At 58.3% G+C, this 21,176-nt stretch carries 19 protein-coding genes; all 19 read right to left on the reverse strand.

Going from position 1 to position 21,176, the window contains the following annotated elements; genetic code table 11:
• Positions 1 to 101 precede the first annotated feature (101 nt).
• Positions 102 to 464, reverse strand: a complete 363-nt coding sequence (locus tag ACTQY1_RS09760) for a Gfo/Idh/MocA family protein (protein ID WP_441374130.1) — start codon at positions 462 to 464, stop codon at positions 102 to 104.
• A 21-nt stretch (positions 465 to 485) separates the two neighbouring features.
• Positions 486 to 1,745, reverse strand: a complete 1,260-nt coding sequence (locus ACTQY1_RS09765) for a sensor histidine kinase (RefSeq protein ID WP_022486808.1) — start codon at positions 1,743 to 1,745, stop codon at positions 486 to 488.
• A gap of 12 nt (positions 1,746 to 1,757) precedes the next feature.
• Positions 1,758 to 2,438 (reverse strand): response regulator transcription factor, encoded by a 681-nt coding sequence (locus tag ACTQY1_RS09770; protein WP_022486807.1) that lies wholly within the window; start codon positions 2,436 to 2,438, stop codon positions 1,758 to 1,760.
• A 30-nt stretch (positions 2,439 to 2,468) separates the two neighbouring features.
• Entirely contained in the window at positions 2,469 to 3,083 is a 615-nt protein-coding gene (locus ACTQY1_RS09775) for a GTP pyrophosphokinase (RefSeq protein ID WP_347567384.1), read from the reverse strand.
• Between the two features lie 134 nt (positions 3,084 to 3,217).
• Positions 3,218 to 3,985, reverse strand: coding sequence for an HD domain-containing protein (locus ACTQY1_RS09780; RefSeq protein WP_022486805.1), 768 nt, complete (start codon positions 3,983 to 3,985; stop codon positions 3,218 to 3,220).
• A 98-nt stretch (positions 3,986 to 4,083) separates the two neighbouring features.
• Complete coding sequence (eno, locus tag ACTQY1_RS09785; protein ID WP_022486804.1) at positions 4,084 to 5,367, reverse strand: phosphopyruvate hydratase; 1,284 nt, start codon at positions 5,365 to 5,367, stop codon at positions 4,084 to 4,086.
• Positions 5,368 to 5,479: 112 nt separating this feature from the next.
• Positions 5,480 to 7,009, reverse strand: a complete 1,530-nt coding sequence (gene gpmI, locus ACTQY1_RS09790) for a 2,3-bisphosphoglycerate-independent phosphoglycerate mutase (RefSeq protein WP_288311394.1) — start codon at positions 7,007 to 7,009, stop codon at positions 5,480 to 5,482.
• A gap of 8 nt (positions 7,010 to 7,017) precedes the next feature.
• A complete protein-coding gene (gene tpiA, locus ACTQY1_RS09795) occupies positions 7,018 to 8,943 on the reverse strand; it encodes a triose-phosphate isomerase (protein ID WP_441374131.1) in 1,926 nt (641 codons plus the stop codon).
• A gap of 24 nt (positions 8,944 to 8,967) precedes the next feature.
• Positions 8,968 to 9,972 carry a type I glyceraldehyde-3-phosphate dehydrogenase gene (gap, locus tag ACTQY1_RS09800; RefSeq protein WP_154488357.1) on the reverse strand — a complete coding sequence of 335 codons (1,005 nt, stop codon included), beginning with the start codon at positions 9,970 to 9,972 and terminating at the stop codon, positions 8,968 to 8,970.
• Between the two features lie 21 nt (positions 9,973 to 9,993).
• Positions 9,994 to 11,055, reverse strand: coding sequence for a sugar-binding transcriptional regulator (locus ACTQY1_RS09805; RefSeq protein WP_022486800.1), 1,062 nt, complete (start codon positions 11,053 to 11,055; stop codon positions 9,994 to 9,996).
• 125 nt (positions 11,056 to 11,180) lie between these two features.
• Positions 11,181 to 12,020, reverse strand: a complete 840-nt coding sequence (gene nadC, locus ACTQY1_RS09810; RefSeq protein ID WP_441374132.1) for a carboxylating nicotinate-nucleotide diphosphorylase — start codon at positions 12,018 to 12,020, stop codon at positions 11,181 to 11,183.
• Positions 11,998 to 13,617, reverse strand: a complete 1,620-nt coding sequence (gene nadB / locus ACTQY1_RS09815) for an L-aspartate oxidase (RefSeq protein ID WP_441374133.1) — start codon at positions 13,615 to 13,617, stop codon at positions 11,998 to 12,000. The genes nadC and nadB overlap by 23 nt, the downstream gene beginning before the upstream one ends.
• A gap of 115 nt (positions 13,618 to 13,732) precedes the next feature.
• Positions 13,733 to 14,638, reverse strand: coding sequence for a quinolinate synthase NadA (gene nadA / locus ACTQY1_RS09820; protein ID WP_154488358.1), 906 nt, complete (start codon positions 14,636 to 14,638; stop codon positions 13,733 to 13,735).
• A gap of 200 nt (positions 14,639 to 14,838) precedes the next feature.
• Positions 14,839 to 16,668, reverse strand: a complete 1,830-nt coding sequence (gene glmS, locus ACTQY1_RS09825) for a glutamine--fructose-6-phosphate transaminase (isomerizing) (protein ID WP_288311381.1) — start codon at positions 16,666 to 16,668, stop codon at positions 14,839 to 14,841.
• A 381-nt stretch (positions 16,669 to 17,049) separates the two neighbouring features.
• The gene (gene glmM, locus ACTQY1_RS09830) at positions 17,050 to 18,393 is read right to left on the reverse strand and encodes a phosphoglucosamine mutase (protein ID WP_441368659.1); all 1,344 of its coding nucleotides are present in this window, start codon (positions 18,391 to 18,393) and stop codon (positions 17,050 to 17,052) included.
• Positions 18,394 to 18,427: 34 nt separating this feature from the next.
• Positions 18,428 to 19,078, reverse strand: coding sequence for a bifunctional phosphoribosyl-AMP cyclohydrolase/phosphoribosyl-ATP diphosphatase HisIE (gene hisIE, locus ACTQY1_RS09835; RefSeq protein WP_022487849.1), 651 nt, complete (start codon positions 19,076 to 19,078; stop codon positions 18,428 to 18,430).
• The gene (gene hisF / locus ACTQY1_RS09840) at positions 19,075 to 19,833 is read right to left on the reverse strand and encodes an imidazole glycerol phosphate synthase subunit HisF (protein WP_441368658.1); all 759 of its coding nucleotides are present in this window, start codon (positions 19,831 to 19,833) and stop codon (positions 19,075 to 19,077) included. The genes hisIE and hisF overlap by 4 nt, the downstream gene beginning before the upstream one ends.
• Before the next feature lie 3 nt (positions 19,834 to 19,836).
• On the reverse strand, positions 19,837 to 20,565 hold the full coding sequence (gene hisA / locus ACTQY1_RS09845; protein WP_302157912.1) for a 1-(5-phosphoribosyl)-5-[(5-phosphoribosylamino)methylideneamino]imidazole-4-carboxamide isomerase: 729 nt from the start codon (positions 20,563 to 20,565) through the stop codon (positions 19,837 to 19,839).
• A complete protein-coding gene (hisH, locus tag ACTQY1_RS09850; RefSeq protein WP_154488362.1) occupies positions 20,562 to 21,176 on the reverse strand; it encodes an imidazole glycerol phosphate synthase subunit HisH in 615 nt (204 codons plus the stop codon). The genes hisA and hisH overlap by 4 nt, the downstream gene beginning before the upstream one ends.

Raw genomic sequence — 21,176 nt, forward strand, 5'->3', positions numbered from 1 at the left:
CTTCGTGGTGGTTGAGGTGAAATGTAGCTTAGATATGTCTTTATTTTATCGTAAGACAAGGGGTCTTGTGAACAGGAGTGTCCACAAGACCCCAACATTTATTATAGAACCAGAAAAAGCCCTTTTCCCCGGGCCAGGTCCGCCAGTTCCCGGGTCTGGGCCCACCGGGTGCAGAAGGGCTTTTCCAGGATTACGTTCTTTCCGGCCAGCAGGGCCTCCCGGGCATAAGCAAAATGGACCGGGTTCACCAGAGCGATGTACGCCGTATCCACATCCGCTTCCCGGAAAAGAGCCCGGCAGTCCGTATATACCCGGGGAATCCCATAGTCCCGGGCCAGGGTTTCTCCCCGCTGCCGGCTGTGCTGCCGGCACCAGAGGGCTTCCACACTTATGCCGACTGCCGCATTCATGGCGGCCAGGGCCACAGGAGCAATGGCGCCGGTGCCCAGCATGGCCACCTTCATGAAAAAGACCTCCCTTTTTTCTTAAAAGGTCACCCCGAAGGTAATGACCCCATCCTTGTATTCCACCTGGATCTTCCCGCCCAGGAGCCGGGTGGCCTCTTCTGCCATGGAAAGCCCGATGCCGTAGCCGGCCTTTTTGCTGTTGTGGCTTTCGTCTCCCCGGTAAAACCGTTCAAAAAAGTGGGAATAATCCACTCCGGCCCCGTTTTTGTAGTCGTTGGACACCTGGGCCCGGAACCCCTGTTTCCCGTGGGTTTCCAGCCGGGCCCGGATGGTTCCCCCGTCGTCACAGTATTTGGCCGCATTGTCCAGGAGGATGGTGAAGATTTCATAAAGATACTTGGGGTCGGTTTCAGCCAGGATATCCGGCTGGATCTCCGTCACCAGCTTTTTCTTCTCCCCTTCCACCACCGGAGCAAAGGACTGGACCACTTCCGTAAAGGTGTGGCTGATGTCCATGGTTTCCTTTTTCAGTTCCCGCTCATTCTTTTCTCCCATTTTGGCCAGCATGATCAGTTCGTTGATCAGCCGGGTCACCCGCTTCACCTGGAACAGGATGTTGTCCGTCCACTGGCTTTTGCCGCTGATCAGTTCCAGAGCTTCCGCGTTGGCGGAAATAATGGCAATGGGGGTCTTCAGTTCATGGCCTGCGTTGGTAATGAACCGTTTCTGGCTGGCCACGTTTTCCACAAAGGGCCGGATAGCGTAATTGCTCAGGAACATGAGCACCAGCATGTACAGCAGCACACAGACCAGGCCGAACCGGAGGGAATACCGCATAAATGCATCCACGGCCCCCACATCCCGGGTGCAGTCCATGACCACCACCAGTTTGCCTCCGTCATTCCGGGGGGTTACGCTGTAGCAGTAGCTGGCCCGTTTGTTCTTGAACAGTCCCTGGCTCTGGGTGCTGTCCGCCAGGGAACGGGCAATTTCCAGGGCCTGGAGTTCGTTGAAGGCGGAGATGTTGGACAGATTCAGCCGGCGGATTTTTCCGCTTTCATCCATAATAACGCTGAAATACCGGGTCTGATGGGCGAATTCCGGGGTGTCATTGTACCATTCCGGATCACTGAGCCAGCTTTCGGTGCTGGTACCCGGCTGATGGGAGGGCATGATTCCATCGTTCTGGACAATGGCCGTCAGGAGGGTGTTCACTTCCGACCGCATTTTCATATAGGTAATGCCGTTGATCAGTCCCAGGGCCCCGGCCAGGATCAGTACCACGGCAGCAAAGGCCAGGATCAGGAATTTCCGGCGCAGACGATGGATCATATCCATGATAAATTCTCCTTAATTGGCCAGGGCCGGCGTCTGGAGCACAAAAGATCCGTCCTGATGGCCGTCGATGGTGAGATTTCCCCCGATGGCCTTGAGTTTTTCCCGCAGGTAGGACACATAGATCCATACGATGCCCTGGTCTTCCTGCTGTTCATCCTGCCAGATCCGGTCAAAAAGCATCCGGGTTTCGCAGGGTTTCCCCGGGTGCTGCATGAAGTACTTCATCAGCTGGGTTTCCTTGGGGGACAGCCGGACGCTGCTCTTGCTGGACAGCTCCCCTTCCGCACAGTTGAGGGTCACGGTACCGGCCTGGAGGGTATCCCGGTTGAAGTCTTCCTGGCGCCGGGTCAGGCTCCGGAGACGGGCCAGCAGTTCCCCCATGGCAAAGGGTTTGGTCAGGTAGTCGTCGGCTCCTGCATCCAGGCCGGTGATCCGGTCGTCCACTTCTGCTTTGGCAGTGAGCATGATCACTGGAGTCCGGTCCCCTTCCTTCCGGAGTTCCGTCAGGGCGGTGATTCCATCCTTCACCGGCATCATAATATCGAAGATCATGGCATCGTAGACCTTTTCCCGGGCTTTGTCCACAGCGGCCTGTCCGTCGTACACCGGATCCACTTCATAGCCGGAATGTTCCAGCACGGCGCACAGGGCCATGGACATGGCTTTTTCATCTTCTGCAAGCAAAATTTTCATCTGGGGTTGACTCCTTTCTGGGTCAATGGATCATCCGTTTTCCCGGATCAGCTTCCGGATGGTCTCCATGGACAGGTCGCAGGCCGCCAGTTCGTCAGCGCACCGCTTCAGTTCCTGGCCGATCAGTTCCGGGTTCCGGATGCTCTTTTTGTACTTCATTTCGTGTTCCAGGCTGGCCCAGGAATCCATGGCGATGGTCCGGAGCTGGACCTCTGCATAGAAAATCCCCGGATTATTCCCTTCCACATCCGGGAAGGGTTCCTCCAGCCGAAGGATCAGGTGATAGGACCGGTAGCCGTTGGGTTTTACATTGTGTACGTAGTCTTTTTCCTGGATGATGGTGCAGCCGGGGATGGCCCGGAGCAGCCGGAGATTCCGGTCGATGTCGCTGAGGAACCGGCAAACGATCCGCAGTCCGATGGCATCGTGGATATCATGGAGGGCCGATTTAGCCGTCACCGGCAGCCCTTTCCGCTGGCATTTTTCCTCCATGCTGGCGGTGCCTTTCACCCGGTAGATCAGGTGCTCATAGGCGTTTTCGCCGGTTGCGTCCTTTTCTTTCTGGTTGTAGGCCTTAATGTCCCGGACCAGCTGTTCCAGCACCTTCTCCAGCACCGGCCGCCATGCCTCATAGCTGCTGCCCATGGGTTGGTTCAAAGTGATTCCTCCTTTTGCAAAGTCTTTGTCAGATTATATTGTATACTTATTGTATCATAGGAATATGGAATTTGTATGAAGAAAAAGAGGGCCTGCTGTCAACGGTCAGCAGCCGCTGGAAATCATATCACCTCATGGATTTTTTCTTTTACCCGGTCCAGCTGCCGGGCACTTTGGGGGTTCCCCGGCTGGAAATCCAGCAGTTTCTGGTAATAGCCCTGCTGCCGGACCAGGGCCAGGCTGGGGGCATAGGTAAAATCAAAGATCTGGCACAGACAGCCGGTGAAAAAGTCCAGGGCATTCTTTTTCACTTCTGTGTGGACCAGTTTTTTCTCCAGGGCTTCTGCCAGGACTTTGGGGGAAATTTCCTGTCGGCCCAGATCTTTCAGGGACATCTGCCACACCTGTTCCGGATGGTCAAGGTACCCGGCGTAAACCCGGAACAAGTCGATCTTGTCCGCATCCCGGATCAAAAGGGCAAAATCCCTGGCCCGGCCGGTGACTCCACCAGGGACGGCATAGGCGTTGTGCCACAGGATGGCCAGCTCCAGGATTTTATCCCGTTCCGGCTCCGGTTCCGGCAGAAAGTCCCGGATATGGCCCTGTTCGAACAGGTACCATACCCCGTACCGGGCATGGTCCATGGATTTGTAGTCGATGAAGGTATGGAACCGCCGGGCCTGTTCGAACCGGCCGATGTCATGGAGCAGCCCCAGCACCCAGGCCAGGTCCTGGTCCGCCCGGGACCACCCCAGCGCCTGGGCCAGCTGACCGCACAGGCCGCAGACGATCCGGGAATGGCGCTGTTTGCTCAAAATCCCCGGAGTATCCGGGTCAAAAAGAGAGACATACCGGTCAAAAGCCGCAGAAACAGCTTGTTTGTCCATCATTGTTTTTCCTTTCGTAAAAAAGGTGTGCTGCACGCTCCATGCAGCACACCTTTTTGTCATCCGGCCGCTGACCGTTGCCAGCTGACCGTTGACCGTTTTTATCTGATGTTGTAGAACACATCCATCCCGTTGTACTGGGCAGCGGCTCCCAGATCTTCTTCGATCCGCAGCAGCTGGTTGTACTTGGCCACCCGGTCGGTCCGGCAGGGTGCCCCGGATTTGATCTGTCCGGCGTTGGTGCCCACCACCACATCAGCAATGGTGGTGTCTTCCGTTTCACCGCTCCGGTGAGAGACGATGGCGGTATAACCGGCCCGTTTGGCCATTTCAATGGCATCCAGGGTTTCGGTGAGGGTACCGATCTGGTTCAGTTTGATCAGGATGGCGTTGGCCACGCCCATTTCAATGCCCTTCTTCAGCCGTTCCACGTTGGTGACGAACAGGTCATCCCCAACCAGCTGGACTTTTTTGCCCAGGGCATCGGTAAGCTGTTTCCAGCCGTCCCAGTCATCTTCGGCCAGGCCGTCTTCAATGGAAATGATGGGGTATTTTTCACACAGGGAAGCGTACCATTCCACCATTTCGGCAGAAGTCTTCACGACCCCTTCCCCTTTCAGGTTGTATTTGCCGTCTTCGAACAGTTCGCTGGCAGCAGTATCGATGGCCAGCCGTACCTGTTCACCGGGTTTGTAGCCGGCTTTTTCGATGGCTTCCACAATCACCTGGAGGGCTTCTTCGTTGCTTTCCAGGTTGGGTGCAAAGCCCCCTTCATCCCCTACGGCCGTAGCCAGGCCTTTGCCCTTCAGGACTTTCTTCAGAGCCTGGTAGATTTCCGCGTTGATCCGCAGGGCTTCGGCGAAGCTGTCAGCCCCTACGGGCATGATCATGAATTCCTGGATGTCCACGTTGTTGTCCGCATGGGCACCGCCGTTCAGGATGTTCATCATGGGAACAGGCAGTTCCTTGGCGTTGACCCCGCCCAGATACTGATACAGAGGCAGGCCGATGGACAGAGCCGCAGCCTTGGCCACAGCCAGGGATACACCCAGGATGGCGTTGGCACCCAGACGGCCCTTGTTGGGGGTGCCGTCCAGACGGATCATGGCTTCGTCGATTTCCACCTGACGGGTGGGATCCAGACCGATGATGGCGTCGGCAATGGTGTCATTCACATTGTCCACAGCCTTGGAGACCCCTTTGCCTCCGAAACGGTCCTTGTCCCCATCCCGCAGTTCCACGGCTTCGTGGACCCCGGTGGAAGCACCGGAAGGAACAGCCGCACGGCCTACCGTGCCGTCATCCAGCAGCACATCCACTTCTACCGTGGGATTGCCCCGGGAATCCAGGATTTCTCTTGCGCACACATTTTCAATGATTGGCATTGTTTTCACCTCGTTATTTTGGGCAGCAAGGGAAAATGATTTCCCTTGCTGGTCAATGGTCAATGGTCAATGGCCGATGGAAGCCAGCTTTTGCTGGCCACGAATTTACCTTTTACTTGCGTACCAGCAGGGAATGGCCGGTCATGGCTTCCGGTTTGGGGAGATCCAGCAGGTCCAGCAGGGTGGGAGCGATATCGGAGAGTCCTCCGTCTTCCACCTGGGTCCCGGGTTCAGCACCCACCACCAGGAAAGGCACCGGATTGGTGGTATGGGCCGTCATAGGCTCATGGGTCACCGGGTCTTCCATTTCTTCCAGGTTCCCATGGTCCGCGGTGATGCACAGGGCACCGCCTTTTTTCAGCACCTTTTCCACCAGGCTGCCCACACATTCGTCCACGGCCTCCAGGGCCTTCACTGCCGCCTCCAGGGAGCCGGTATGGCCTACCATATCCGGGTTGGCGAAGTTCAAGATCACCAGGTCGTACAGGTCCTTGTCCAGGGCTTCCTGGAGCTTTTCCGTCACCAGGTAGGCGCTCATCTCCGGCTGCAGGTCATAGGTGGCCACTTTGGGAGAAGGCACCAGGATCCGGTCTTCGTTGGGGAAGGGCTGTTCCCGTCCGCCATTGAAGAAGAAGGTCACATGGGCGTATTTTTCCGTTTCCGCAATGTGGAGCTGATGGAGTCCCGCCTGGGACACCACTTCCGCCAGGGTATCCCGGATCTCTTCCGGAGGGAAAGCCACCGGCGCATCAATACCCTTTTCATATTCCGTCATGGTGACGAAATGGACGGGCAGCTGGTCTTCCTTCCGGGCAAATCCCTGGAACTCCCTGTCCGTAAAGACATGGGTCAGTTCCCGGGCCCGGTCCGGACGGAAGTTGAAGAAAATCAGGCTATCGCCTTTTTCCACATTCCCTTCCACGCCGGATACCCGGAACGGCACCACGAATTCATCGGTCTGGCCGGCAGCGTAGGCGGCTTCCAGTCCTTCTGCAGCACTGGGTGCTTCCTGGGCCTCTCCGCCGCTCATGCAGTCGTAGACCTTCTGGATCCGTTCCCACCGTTTGTCCCGGTCCATGGCATAATACCGGCCGGATACGGTGGCAATCTGTCCCACCCCCAGCTCCCTGCAGGCTTTTTCCACCTGGTCCAGGAAGGGGCCGGCGCTCTGGGGCGGAGTATCCCGTCCATCCAGGAAGGCATGGATACAGACCTTTTCCACCCCCAGCTTTTTGGCCATGGCCAGAAGACCCAAGAGATGGTCGATATGGCTGTGGACCCCGCCGTCGCTGAGGAGCCCCAGGAGATGGAGTTTCTTTCCGGTGTCCCGGGCTTCCTCCATGGCCTTTACCAGCACCGGGTTGGTTTCCAGACTGCCGTCCTTCACCGCCCGGCTGATCCGGGTCAGGCTCTGGTAGATGATCCGGCCGGAGCCGATGGACAGATGGCCCACTTCCGAGTTGCCCATCTGCCCTTCCGGCAGGCCCACTGCCTCTCCGGAGCACCGGAGCTGGCTGTGGGGATACCGGTTGAAGTAAAAATCAAGATGAGGAGTCCTGGCGCGGGTCACCGCATTGGTGGAACTGGGAGGAGCGATCCCCCACCCGTCCAGGATCATCAGCATAACAGGTTTCTTTTTCATGAAGCGCCTCAGAAGGTATTGGCAATGGCGCAGAATTCCTGGGCGGACAGACTGGCCCCGCCTACCAGGACCCCGTCGATGCCGTCTTCATGGAAGGCATGGGCGTTTTCACTGGTCACGCTGCCCCCGTAAAGGATCCGCACCCGGCGGGCTGCTTCTTTGCCGAATTTTTCTGCAATGGCTTTCCGGATCAGATCCGCAGCCGCCACTGCATCCCGCACTTCCGCACTCTTGCCGCTGCCAATGGCCCAGACCGGTTCATAGGCAACCAGCAGATGCTGGATCTGGCTGTCGGTGAGCACATTCAGCACCGGAGTCAGCTGGCTCAGGATCTTGTCTTTGGTGGAGCCGTTTTCATGTTCGTCCGCGTCTTCTCCCACGCACAGCACCGGGTCCAGATCGTTCCGGAAGGCAGCCAGGACTTTCTTCACCACGATGTCGTTGGTTTCGTGGAAGAACTTCCGCCGTTCGCTGTGGCCCACCAGCACGTACCGGGAACCGATTTCCGCAATCATGGGGCCGGATACGGCGCCGGTGTAGGACCCTTCGTCTTCATAGAACAGGTCCTGGGCACCATAGCCGATGCCGTCTTCATCCACCATGGCTGCTACGCTTTCCAGAGCAGTGAAAGGCGGGAACAGCACCACTTCCGCCCGGGCCATTTCCGTGCCGTGAGCGATCTGGTGAGCCAGTTCCATGGCTTCTTCCACAGTTTTATGGCATTTCCAGTTGCCGGCCACAATGGGAGTCCGGAGATCATCCAGAGCCGCCAAGCCTGGCAGCACTTTCCCTTCCAGGTATTCCAGGGAGGCACCGCCGCCGGTGGATACATGGCTCATCTTGTCGGCCAGGCCCATCTGTTTCACAGCTGCAGCACTGTCGCCGCCGCCTACGATGGTGATGCCGTCAGAAGCAGCCATGGCTTCCGCCACCCGCCGGGTCCCTTCTGCATAGTTGGGCATTTCAAAGACGCCCATGGGGCCGTTCCACACAATGGTCTTCATGCCGGCCAGGGTCTGGGCATACAGTTCCGCCGTCTTGGGGCCGATATCCAGGGCCATGTACTCCGGATTCAGGGCATCCAGGTCTTCAGCTTCATGTTCCGCGTCATTGGAGAAGCTGGCGGCCATGATCAGGTCCACCGGCAGGAGCATTTTGGTCTTCTGGGCAGCAGCTTCCGCCAGCAGGTCCTTGGCGATCCCCAGGCTTTCCTTTTCCACCAGGGATTTGCCCAGGTCATAGCCTTTGGCAGCCAGGAAGGTATTGGCCATGCCGCCGCCGATCAGGATCACATCGGCTTTCTTGATCAGGCTGCGGATCACGGCGATCTTGTCCGCCACTTTGGCCCCGCCGATAATGGCGGCAAAAGGACGCTGGGGTTTGTCCACTGCATTGCCCAGGTAGGCGATTTCCTTTTCCAGCAGGAAACCAGCCACCGCAGGCAGGTAGTGGGTAATGGCTTCCACGGAAGCATGGGCCCGGTGGGAAACCCCGAACCCGTCGTTCACGTACACATCCCCCAGAGCCGCCAGTTCCTGGGCAAAATGAGGATCATTCTTTTCTTCTTCCGGATGGAACCGGAGGTTTTCCAGCAGCAGGATATCCCCATTCCGCAGCTGAGCGGCTGCAGCCTGGGCTTCCTTGCCGATGCAGTCCGGGCAGAACTGCACCGGACGGTGGATCAGCTGGCTCAGGGCTTCGGCCACAGGCTTCAGGGTGTACTTCATATTCACCTTGCCTTTGGGACGGCCCAGGTGGGCCAGGAGGATTACAGCAGCCCCCTGGTCCAGCAGGTAATGAAGGGTGGGCAGAGAGGCTTCGATGCGGATAACATCGGTGATTTCCCCTTTGTCGTTCATGGGAACGTTGTAGTCCACCCGGACCAGCACCCGTTTCCCGGTCAGCTGAATGTCTTTGACGGTTCTTTTATCCATGGCTCCGTGCTCCCTGCCTTTCTCTTACAGGCCCTTCTTGGCCACGAACAGAGCCAGTTCCACCAGACGGTTGGAATAACCCCATTCATTGTCGTACCAGGAAACCACTTTGGCCACACGGGGACCCACCATCATGGTGGACAGCCCATCCACAATAGAGCTCAGAGGGCAGCCGCTGTAGTCTTTGGATACCAGAGGCAGTTCATTGTAGCCCAGGATCCCTTTCATGGTGGTTTCAGAGGCCACTTTCATGGCTTCGTTGATTTCTTCTTTGGTGGTGTCTTTCTTCAGGTTCACTACCAGGTCGGTGAGGGAAACATCCGGAGTCGGGACACGGATGGCCATGCCTTTCAGTTTGCCTTCCAGTTCAGGCAGTACCAGACCGATGGCTTTGGCGGCACCGGTGGTGGTGGGGATGATGGAGCAGGCACCGGCACGGGCACGGCGCAGGTCTTTGTGGGCTGCATCCAGGATCTTCTGGTCGTTGGTGTAGGAATGGACGGTGGTCATCATGCCGCTTTCAATGCCGAAGTTGTCTTCCAGCACTTTGGTGAAGGGAGCCAGGCAGTTGGTGGTGCAGGATGCGTTGGAGATGATGTGGTCTTTCTTGGGATCGTACTTGTCTTCGTTGACGCCCAGGACGATGGTGATGTCTTCCCCTTTGGCCGGGCAGGCGATCAGCACCTTTTTGGCGCCGTTGTCCAGATGAGGCTGTACGGTTTCACGGGTCTTGAATTTGCCGGTGGTTTCCAGCACTACATCCACGCCCATATCGCCCCAGGGGATTTCCTTCGGATCAGTGTACCGGGTGAATTTGATGGCTTTGTCCCCTACATGCATTACGTCTCCATCAACGGACACATCTTCATCAAAGGTGCCGTGGATGGAATCGTATTTCAGCAGGTGGGCATAGGTATCGATGCCGGAACGGGCATTGACCGCCACAACTTCCACTTCAGGGTTCTTTACAGCGATACGCAGAGCGCAGCGTCCAATACGACCAAAACCATTGATACCGATTTTTACCATTTTGCATTCCTCCTAAGTTTTTTACTGATGATTGGGATCAGTTTGCAAACAATCGATGATTTCCCGGGCAGCCGCCTCGTCGGTGACCAGGATATCGTCCTGGCCGCTGCGGAGCATGGAAAGGATGGCCCTTCCCTTGGACTGTCCGCCGGCAATGCCCATGACCGTGTGGATCTTTTCCAGATCGTTGACCATGAGTCCCAGGGTGTCTGTGCTGTACACCACCCGGCCGTTCAGGTCGAAATACTGCCCCAGGGCTTCCCCTACGGCACCGGCCTTTGCCAGGCGGTCCATCAGTTTGGGGTCCATCCCCCGCTTTTCGGCCATCACCAGGGCCTGCCCCATGCCATGGACCAGGATATCCGCGCTTTTGATGGTTTCCACCACCTGTTTCACCCGGGCATCCTCTTCCAGGATCTTGCGGAGCACGTCCTCGCTGACACTGTCCGGCACATACAGCTGCAGGTACCGGGTCTTCAGCCGGCCGGCCAGCACCGTGGCAATGGTGTTGGCCTGGAGTTCCATTTTGTCCCCCAGACCGCCCCGGGCCGGGACCACCACGGTCTCCGGTTCATTGCCAAAGGTGTTTTCCGCCATGGCCGCCACAGTGGTGCCCCCGGTTACCGCCACAATGTGCTTTTTGTGGTCCGCCAGAAGGCGCAGCAGGATACCGGCCGCCACACGCCCGATTTCCCGGGTGACCACTTTGTCCTGGTCCGCATTGCCGGGCAGCACCACCACCTTCTGGAGATGGAGCTTGTCCTGGAGGATGCGTTCCAGGCTGGAAAGCTTCTGGAGCCGGTTCACATAGTCCCGGAGCTCCTGGAGGAGCACCGCCCCCTCTTCCGTAATGCTCATGCCGGTGAGGGTGAAATCCAGCAGCCCCGCTTCCTTGAGGAAATCCACATGGGAACGGAGGATCCGCTCGCTGAGCCCCAGCTTTTTGGCCAGGGTCCGGCGGCCGATGGGCTGATCGTGGCTGATCTGCCGGAGCACCTTATAGCGCTCGGTAAGCAGGTCCACCATTTCCGGAACCAGTTTATTCTGCAGGTTGATGATTCGATCCAAGCTGATGTTGCACATTTTGTCCCTCGTGGTACTTTTTATGTCCCACCCTGTTCGAAAAAAAATAAATTTACTACGTCTTCATTATAGCATAGATAAGAAAAAAAGGAAGGGGGACACCCTTCCTTTTTTTGCCCTGCCCGTTATTTAATCTCCCCCACATCCAGACTGATGTCCAGGGTTTTTACGCTGTGGGTCAGGGCTCCTATGCTGATTACGTCCACCCCGGCGGCTGCTGCGGCTTCCAGATTGTGCTCGTCGATGCCCCCGGAGGCTTCCACCACCGCCCGGTGACCGATCATCCTTACACATTCCTTCATGGCCTCCGGAGCCATGTTGTCCAGCATGATCACGTCGGCGCCCCCTTCCAGGGCTTCTTTGGCCTGGGCCAGGCTTTCCACTTCGATCTCGATCCTGGTCATGTGGCTGGCGTAGGCTTTGGCCCGGGCCAGGGCTTCCTTCACCCCTCCGGCCACGGCAATGTGGTTGTCCTTGATCAGGATGGCGTCGTAGAGCCCCAGCCGGTGGTTGTGGCCCCCGCCGGTGCGGACAGCGTATTTTTCCAGGAGCCGCAGCCCCGGCGTGGTCTTCCGGGTATCCACCACCCGGGTGCCGTAGGGTTTGGCCAGGTCCGCCAGCTTTTTGGTCCGGGTGGCAATGCCGGACAGGTGCTGGAGCAGGTTGAGGGCCAGCCGTTCTCCCGTCAGGACACTCCGGGCCGATCCGGTGACTTTGGCAATGAGGGTCCCCGGTTCCAGTTTGTCCCCGTCTTTGGCCAGGGCCTCGAAGGTCAGGCTGGGATCCAGCACCCGGAACACCTGCCGGGCCACTTCCACCCCGCACAGGATCCCTGTATCCTTGGCGTGGATGATCCCGGCAGTCACCGCCCCTTCCGGCAGCAGGGCCTCACTGGTCAGGTCCCCGCTGCCCACGTCTTCCGCCAGCCATTCCTCCAGCTGTTTATCCAACATTCTGCTGTACATGGATGCTGCCTCCTTCTTCCTCTTCGATAGTATGATGCTTCCAGCAGTCCCGGGGCTTGGGGAAATCCAGCCGGTAATGGGCCCCCCGGCTTTCTTCCCGCTGGAGAGCCGCCTGGGCAATGAGCCGGGATACCAGGATCTGGGATTTCAGATCCAGCTGCTCCGGGGTTTCCGCTGCCTGTCCGGCATATTTGGCTTCCACGGCCCCCAGTTCTTCCAGGGCCTGGCGGAGATCTTCCCGGTCCCGGGCAATCCCCAGCTGCCGGCTCATCAGTTCCCGGAGCTGCTGCCGGTCAGCGGCGGTTTCCCCCTGGGAAACTTTCCAGGGTTCCAGGACGGACTGCCAACGGCCGCCTTTTTCCTTCTGCCCCTCAACAGGGATTTCCCGGCACAGGGCACGGGCCGCCCGGCGTCCGAACACCAGCCCTTCCAGGAGGGAATTGCTGGCCAGCCGGTTGGCGCCCTGGAGACCGGTGCAGGCCGCTTCTCCGCAGGCATACAGGCCGGGCACCGTAGTGTGGCCCCAGCTGTCGGTGCGGATGCCTCCCATCATGTAGTGGGCCGCAGGAGCAATGGGGATCCGTTCCTTCCGCATATCCACTCCATAGTCCAGGAGAGTCCGGAAGATCATGGGGAATTTTTCCTCCACCCGGTCAATCACCGTGGCGTCCAGCAGCACATGGTTCGTGGCGCAGTGCTTCATTTCCGTGGCAATGGCCCGGGCCATCACATCCCGGGGAGCCAGTTCCAGCATGGGATGGTACCCGGGCATGAACCGTTCTCCCCGGGTGTTGTACAACAGGGCGCCGGCACCCCGGACCGCTTCCGAAACCAGGAAACTGGGCTTTCCCGGAAGGGCCAGGGCCGTGGGATGGAACTGGACGAATTCCATATCCATCAGTTCCGCACCGGCCCGGCAGGCCAGTGCCAGGCCGCTGCCCGTGGCTCCTTCCGGGTTGGTGGTGTGGGCAAACAGCCGTCCTACCCCACCGGTGGCCAGCACCACGGCGTTGGCGGAAAAGCGGACCATCCGGCCTTCGTGGAGAGCCATAGCTCCTGCGCACCGGCCTTCCTGGAGCAGCAGATCCGTTACATAGCAGTGTTCCAGGGTGGAGATCCGGCTTTCCCTGCCGGTAATGGACCGGAGGGCCCGGGACACTTCCTCCCCGGTGCTGTCTCCGTTGGCGTGGACGATCCGGTTCCGGCTGTGGCATCCTTCCCGGCCCAGGGCCAGGGTGCCGTCGGGATTTTTGTCAAACCGGGCTCCGTGATGAAGCAGGTCCAGCACCGCCTTGGGCCCTTCGGTGACCACGATTTTGGCCATGGTTTCGTCGGTGAGCCCGGCTCCGGCCACCAGGGTGTCCTGGTAATGGAGGCTGGGGTCGTCGTCCCTCCCCAGGGCCGCCGCAATGCCCCCCTGGGCCTTGGAGGTGTTGCTGTCCTGGAGTTCATCCCGGACCGCCACCAGCACCTGCCGGCCCGCCTCTGCCAGGGACCAGGCCGTCTGGAGCCCGGCCGCTCCGGACCCGACTACCAGGATATCCGTTTGTATTTCAGGCGTTTCCGCCGTATCAAAATTCGTCCAACAGGTTTCCATAAGGAATCCTCCTTTTACAAGTGGCCGCCTGAGCAGCAGCCTGTTACAGGTCGTAGGGAAAAGGGAAGGAACCCCATTAACGGGTTCCTTCCGCCATTGACCATTGACAACCCAATCACTTCACTTCCAGCATCCGTTCCAGAGCCCTCCGGGCCTTGTTCCGGATCTCTTCCGGCACCACGATCCTGGGTTCCAGGGTCTCCAGGGACCGCTTCACCAGTTCCAGGGTGGTCTTTTTCATGTTGGGGCACAGCAGGTTGCCTCCTGCCATATAAAACTTCTTGTGGGGGCATTTCCATTCCAGCTGGGTCAGTACTCCGCATTCCGTGGCAATGATGAATTCCTGGTCCGGGCTCTGCTGGGCATAATGGATGATCCCCATGGTGCTGCCCACATAATCCGCCAGGGCCCGGACTTCCGGCCGGCATTCCGGGTGCATCAGCACTTTGGCGCCGGGATGGGCTTTTTTGACTGCCGTCACTTCTTCCACCGAAAGGGCGTGATGGGTGGGACAGGCTCCCCGCCAGGGCAGGATGGTGTGATGGGTCTTCTCCGCCGTAAAGGTGGCCAGGTTCTGGTCCGGTACGAACAGGATGGGCTGGTCCGCCGGCAGGCTTTCGATCACCTTCACCGCGTTGGAAGAGGTGCAGCAGATTTCGCTGAGGGCCTTGACGCTGGCCGGGGTGTTCACATAGGACACCACCTTGTATTCCGGATGCTCTGCCAGAAAGGCTTTCACCCGGGACTCCAGGGTGTCGTCGAACATCCGGCACCCGGCATCGATGGCCGGCAGCAGGGTGATTTTGTCCGGAGACAGGATGTTGGCGGTTTCTGCCATGAACCGGACTCCGCAGAACACGATCACATCCGCATCGGTCTGGGCCGCCTGCTGGGACAGGGCAAACGAATCCCCGCAGAAATCAGCGATTTCCTGGATTTCCTCCGGTTGGTATACATGGGCCAGGATCACCGCATTCCGTTCCTTTTTCAAGCGGGTGATGGCATCGAACAAGTCTTCCATGGATCAGGACTCCTTTTGGGAAAAGGGGAACTCTCCGTTCCCCTTTCGTATTTTGTGTACATTATACACGATTTTTCTTTCATTGTCATGTCAGTAGATGTCAACAGATAATGCAATGAGTCCATTGTAGCTGATTTTGGGGGAAAGTGCAAGGCGGATAAAAAAATGCTCCCCGCAGGGAGCATTTTATCCTTATGAATTTATTCCACCGTCACGCTCTTGGCCAGGTTCCGGGGCTTGTCCACGTCGCAGCCTCTGGCCAGGGCTGCGTAGTAGGCCAGCAGCTGGAGCGGGATCACTGCCAGGATGGGAGCCAGGTCTTCGTCGGCTTTGGGGATGATGATTACGTTATTGGCGTGTTTGGCCAGTTCCGTATCCCCTTCCATGCCGATGCCGATCACGATGGCACCCCGGGTCTTCACTTCCTGGAGGTTGCTGATGGTCTTGTCATAGATGTTGGACTGAGTGGCCAGGACGATCACCGGCACCCCTTCCGTAATGAGGGCCAGGGTCCCGTGCTTCAGTTCCCCTGCCGCATAGGCTTCCGCATGGATGTAGGAGATTTCCTTCAGCTTCAGAGCCCCTTCCAGAGCCACCGCATAGTCCAGGCTCCGGCCCAGGAAGAAGGCATCTTCCCGGTTGGCATAGTTGGTGGCGTACACCTTGATCTGGTCCACATGGTCCAGGATGTCGTGCATCTGTTCCGGCACTTCCAGCACGCTCTGGATCAGTTCATGGAGCCGTTCGTCGCTGATCTTCCCTTTCAGGTTGGAGATGTACAGGCTCAGCAGCAGCATGACGATCAGCTGGGTGGTGTAGGCCTTGGTGGAGGCTACGGCGATTTCCGGGCCCGCATAGGTGTAAACCACCTGGTCCGCTTCCCGGGCGATGGAGGAGCCTACCACGTTGGTGACGGCCATGGTCTTGGCCCCCCGGCGTTTGGCTTCCTTCAGGGCTTCCAGGGTATCGCTGGTTTCCCCGGACTGGCTGATCACGATGCACAGGCAGCTTTCGTCGATAATGGGGTTCCGGTACCGGAATTCGGAAGCGATGTCCACTTCCACCGGGATCCGGGCCATTTTTTCAATGTAGTACTTGCCTACGATGCCTGCATGGTAGGCGGTGCCGCAGGCCACGATGAAGATCTTCCGGATGTCCTTCAGGGTTTCCGGGGTCCAGTTCAGTTCGTTGAAAACCACCTTGTCGCTGCCTTTGTCCACCCGGCCCCGGAGGGTATCCCGGACGGCTTTGGGCTGTTCGTAGATTTCCTTCAGCATGAAATGTTCGAAGCCGCCTTTTTCTGCCGCTTCCGCATCCCAGTTCACCCGGAACACTTTTTTATCGATCTTGTGACCTTCCAGGTCCTTTACCACAACTTTGTCCGGTTCCACCACGGCCATTTCCCCATCGCTGAGGATGTAGGTGTCCCGGGTCTTGCTGATGATGGCCGGGATATCGGAGGCAATGTAGTTTTCCCCTTTGCCCAGGCCGATGACCAGCGGGTTGTTCTTTTTGGCGCAGATCAGCTTGCTGGGATCCTTGGCGCAAAGGAACACCAGGGAATAGGATCCTTTGATGGTGTGGAGCACTTTCCGGACGGTGCTTTCAAAATCCCCGTCCCACAGATCTGCCATCAGATGCGGTACCACTTCCGTATCCGTATCAGAGCGGAAATGATGGCCTTTTTTCAGCAGAGCCTGCTTCAGAGGCATGTAGTTTTCAATGATCCCGTTGTGGACCACGGCGAACTGGCCGCTTTCGTCCGTATGGGGATGGGCATTGATGTCGCTGGGTTTCCCATGGGTGGCCCACCGGGTGTGGCCGATGCCCAGGGTGCCCACCGGTTCGTGACCCACGATTTTCTGGCGCAGAGCGTCCAGACGGCCCACGCATTTTTCCACGTCGATTTTCCCGTCGTTGTATACGGCAATGCCTGCAGAGTCATATCCTCTGTATTCCAGCTTGCTCAGCCCTTCCATGAGAAAGGGAGTAGCCTGATGACGTCCAATATATCCTACGATTCCGCACATGTTGTTGTGCCCTCCTGCATATGGTAGTTACCGTCTGCCGCCGCCCCTTCTGTATGCCTCCGTTGCCGGAGGGATTTGTAGGACAGCTTACGGTGTGCAGCTTACCGAGAGGCATCCGCTGACTGATCGATGAACCTCTTCCTCGTCGGCCGGGCAAAGCCCGGCACCTGCGCTCCAGATTTGCAGAAATCCCCTTGCCCGTTCCCCCTCAAAAACAGGCGGCCCTCCAGTCCGGTATCCCCAGAGAGCATGTTTCCACAGATACTTTATGATACTATGTTTTTGCCATGGGGTCAACAGGAAAGGGGGTGCTGCCTGCGCAGCACCCCCATCAGCGGTCAGCTGACAAAAAAAGGCGCTGCCTCAGCAGCGTCTTTTTCCTTATGCCAATTCTTTCCGCACCACTTCTGCAATGGCTTCGGTGATGCTGTCCAGTTCCACCTGGTTGGGGCCCTGGGCCATGATCCGGATCAGGGGTTCGGTGCCGCTGGCACGGACCAGCACCTGGCCGTCGTCCCCCAGTTCTTCCGTATATTTCCGGACCACATCGGCAATGGCCTGGTTTTCCTGCCAGCCGTTCTTGTCCTTCACCCGCACGTTCAGCAGGGTCTGGGGATACTTCACCATCAGTGCCCCCAGCTGGGACAGGGTCTGGTTGTGGCGGACCAGGCTACTCAAAAGCTTCACCCCGGTCATCATCCCGTCCCCGGTGCGCACCAGGTCTCCGAAGATGATGTGGCCGGACTGTTCGCCACCCAGTTTGTAGTCGTGTTTCAGCATTTCTTCCAGCACATACCGGTCCCCTACGGCAGTCTTCACCGTGGAGCCACCATGTTCCTTCATGGCTTTGGCCAGCCCCACGTTGCTCATCACCGTGGTCACCAGCACATTGTCCTTCAGCTTGCCGGCCTTCATCAGGTCCAGGGCACAGATCAGCATGATCTGGTCTCCGTCCAGCACGTCCCCGTTTTCGTCCACAGCCAGCAGACGGTCCGCATCCCCGTCGTTGGCCAGGCCGCAGTCGGCTCCCACTTCCTTCACCTTGGCCTGGAGTGCTTCCAGGTGGGTGGAGCCGCAGCCGTTATTGATGTTGATCCCGTTGGGTTCATGGAAAATGGGGATCACATGGGCCCCCAGGGTCCGGAGGATGGCCGGGGCGATTTCACTGTTGGCCCCGTTGGCACAGTCCATGACCACTTTCAGCCCGTTCAGCTTCACGTCGGCGCTGTCCACAATGTGCTTTACATACACCATGCCCATGTCCTGTTCCTGGATCACCCGGCCCAGGTTGGACCCGGTCACCGTGTTGGCATAATCCACCGGCTGGTTCACGATGGCTTCGATCTCGTCCTCCACCGCATCCGGCAGTTTGTAGCCGGTCCGGGCAAAGAACTTGATCCCGTTGTCTTCAAAGGGATTGTGGGAAGCGGAAATCACCACCCCTGCATTGGCTTCCAGCTTTTCCGTCAGATAGGAAACCGCCGGTGTGGGGATCACTCCCAGAAGATGGGCATTGCCCCCGGCGCTGCAGATGCCGGCGGCCAGGGCGCTTTCCAGCATGGTGCCGGAAAGACGGGTATCCCGCCCGATCAAAATCTTGGGAGTCTTCACTTCCCGTCCAAAATACAGAGCCGCAGCGCGGCCCAGCTTGTATGCCAGTTCCACATTGAGTACAGGACCATTGGCGACGCCGCGGACGCCGTCCGTTCCAAACATTCTAGCCATCAGAGCCCTCCAGGTTGTTACAGGTATTTGCTGCTTATTTTTCTTCTTCCACTTTCCGGCCTGCCATTTCCACCAGCATTTCGCCGGGGGTGATGTTATGGTAAGCCAACAGCACTAAGCAATGATACCATAAATCCCCCATCTCGTAAACAACCTGGTCCGCATCGCTGTTTTTGGAAGCCAGGATGGTCCGGGTGGTATTGGCGCCCATTTCCGTCAGCAGCTTGTCCTGGCTGGGAGATGGCAGCAGCTTCCGGGTCTCTTTCTGTTTTTCCTGATAGCAGACGATCTGTTTGTACAGTTCGTTGATCACCTGGGGCAGCCGGTTGTCCGCCACAGGCAGGCTTTCTCCAGAAGCACTGTTCCACAGCGGGTTGAAGAAACAGGAATAGTTGCCCGTGTGGCAGGCAGCCCCTTTCTGTTCCACTTTCACCAGCAGGGCATCCCCGTCGCAGTCGTAGGTGATGCTGTACACCTTCTGGGTGTGGCCACTGGTGGCTCCCTTGTTCCACAGTTCCTGGCGGCTCCGGCTCCAGAACCAGGTATAGCCGGTTTCCACCGTACGGGCCAGGCTGGTGCCGTTCATGTAAGCCAGCATCAGCACCTTGTCCGTCTTCACATCCTGGACAATGGCAGGGATCAGGCCCCTGTCGTCAAACTTCAGCTTGCTGATATCGATTTTCATAACCGTACGTCCACTCCTTTGCTCCGCAAGTATTCCTTCACCTGGCGGATCGTGAATTTCCTGTAATGGAATACGGAAGCGGCCAGAGCCGCGTCAGCTTTTCCGGCGGTAAGGACTTCGTAGAAGTCTTCCAGGGAGCCGGCGCCCCCGGAGGCAATCACCGGTACGGGAACGGCTTCCGCCACTTTCCGGGTCAGGGGAATGTCGAACCCGTCCTTGGTGCCGTCCGCATCCATACTGGTCAGGAGGATTTCCCCCGCCCCCAGGGATACGGCCTTTTTCACCCATTCCAGGGCATCCAGCCCGGTGGGAGTGTGGCCCCCGTTGATGTACACTTCCCAGGAATCTTCTCCCCGGCGTTTGGCATCCACGGCCAGCACCACACACTGGTTCCCAAAAGCTTCCGCTCCCCGGGTGATCAGGGTGGGATCCTTGACCGCCGCGGTGTTCAGGCTGGTTTTGTCCGCCCCGGCCAGGAGCACCGCCCGCATGTCCTCAAGGGAGGAAATGCCGCCCCCTACAGTCAGGGGCATGAACACTTCCCGGGCGGCCCGTTCGATGGTGTCCACCATGGACTTGCGCTTTTCCAGAGAAGCGGTGATATCCAGGAACACCAGCTCATCGGCCTGTTCCTTTTCATAAAGGGAAGCCAGTTCCACCGGGTCTCCGGCATCCCGGAGGCTGACGAAATTGGTCCCCTTTACAACCCGTCCGTCTTTTACGTCCAGACAGGGAATGATCCGTTTTGCCAGCATGGCTCACGCCTCCTTCGCAATCCTGACAGCTTGGCGAAGGTCAATGGCGCCGGTATACAGCGCCTTACCTATAATACACCCTTCGATGCCGTCTGTTTCTCTTTTTTTCAAAATTTTCAAATCTTCCAGGCTGGCCACCCCGCCGCTGGCGGTGACCGCAAGACCGGAAGCCCGGGCCACGTTCACCGTGGCTTCCACGTTCACCCCGCTGAGCATGCCGTCCCGGGCAATGTCCGTAAAGATGATCCGCCGGACGCCTGCCTCTGCCATTTTCCGGGCCAGGTCTTCCGCCTGGATGTGGCCGCTGGCTTCCCAGCCTTCCACTGCCACGTCCCCGTTCTTGGCGTCGATGCCCACCACAATTCGGCCGGGATACTTGTCACAGGCTTCCTTCACCAGTTCCGGATTCTTCACCGCCGCGGACCCCAGGATCACCTGGTGGACCCCCCGGTCCAGCAGCCGGGCAATGTGTTCCAGGGTCCGGATGCCGCCCCCCACTTCAATGGGGATGTTCCCCTGTTTCAGGATGGCGTCGATGGACAGCAGGTTCCGGCTTTCCCCGGCAACCGCCCCGTCCAAATCCACCACATGGATGCAGCTGGCCCCCTCATCGGCCCATTTTTTCGCCATGGCACCGGGATCGGTGCTGTATACTGTTTCTCTGGAAAAATCGCCCTTCACCAGCCGGACGCAGTTGCCTCCCCGCAGGTCGATGGCAGGATAGATGTTCATAGTTTCCACTCCTTGAAGGCTTTCAGCATGGCCAGGCCGGCGAAAGAGGACTTTTCCGGATGGAACTGGAAGCCCTGGACGCTGCCCTGGCCCACACTGGCCGTAATCTGGGTTCCGTAATCGCAGACGGAGGTAATAATGGAGGGATCTTCCGGCACCGCATGGAAGCTGTGGACGAAGTACACATACTTCCCGTCCGCCTCCTTCATCAAAGGAGAGGGATTCACGGTGGTAATCCGGTTCCACCCCATGTGGGGAATCTTATAGTCGGTGACGATTTTTTTCACCTGGCCCTTGAAGTATCCCAGGCCCTTTACTCCCGGTGCTTCTTCGCTGCCTTCAAAGAGCAGCTGTTCTCCCAGACAGATGCCCAGGAAGGGTTTGCCGCTGTGGAGAGCCTCCTGGACCGCTTCTTCCAGCCCCCGGCTCCGCATGGTGTCCATGCAGTCCCCGAAGGACCCCACCCCCGGCAGGATCACCCGGGGGGCCGCTTCGATGACCTTAGGGTCTCCGGAAATCACCGGATTGGCCCCCACCTTCAAAAGACCGTTGTACACAGAGTGCAGGTTCCCCCGGCCGTAGTCGATGATCACAATGGTGTCTTTGTCCAT

This window comes from Acidaminococcus sp. HCP3S3_G9_1, assembly GCF_052122455.1.
Taxonomy (GTDB): Bacteria; Bacillota; Negativicutes; order Acidaminococcales; family Acidaminococcaceae; genus Acidaminococcus.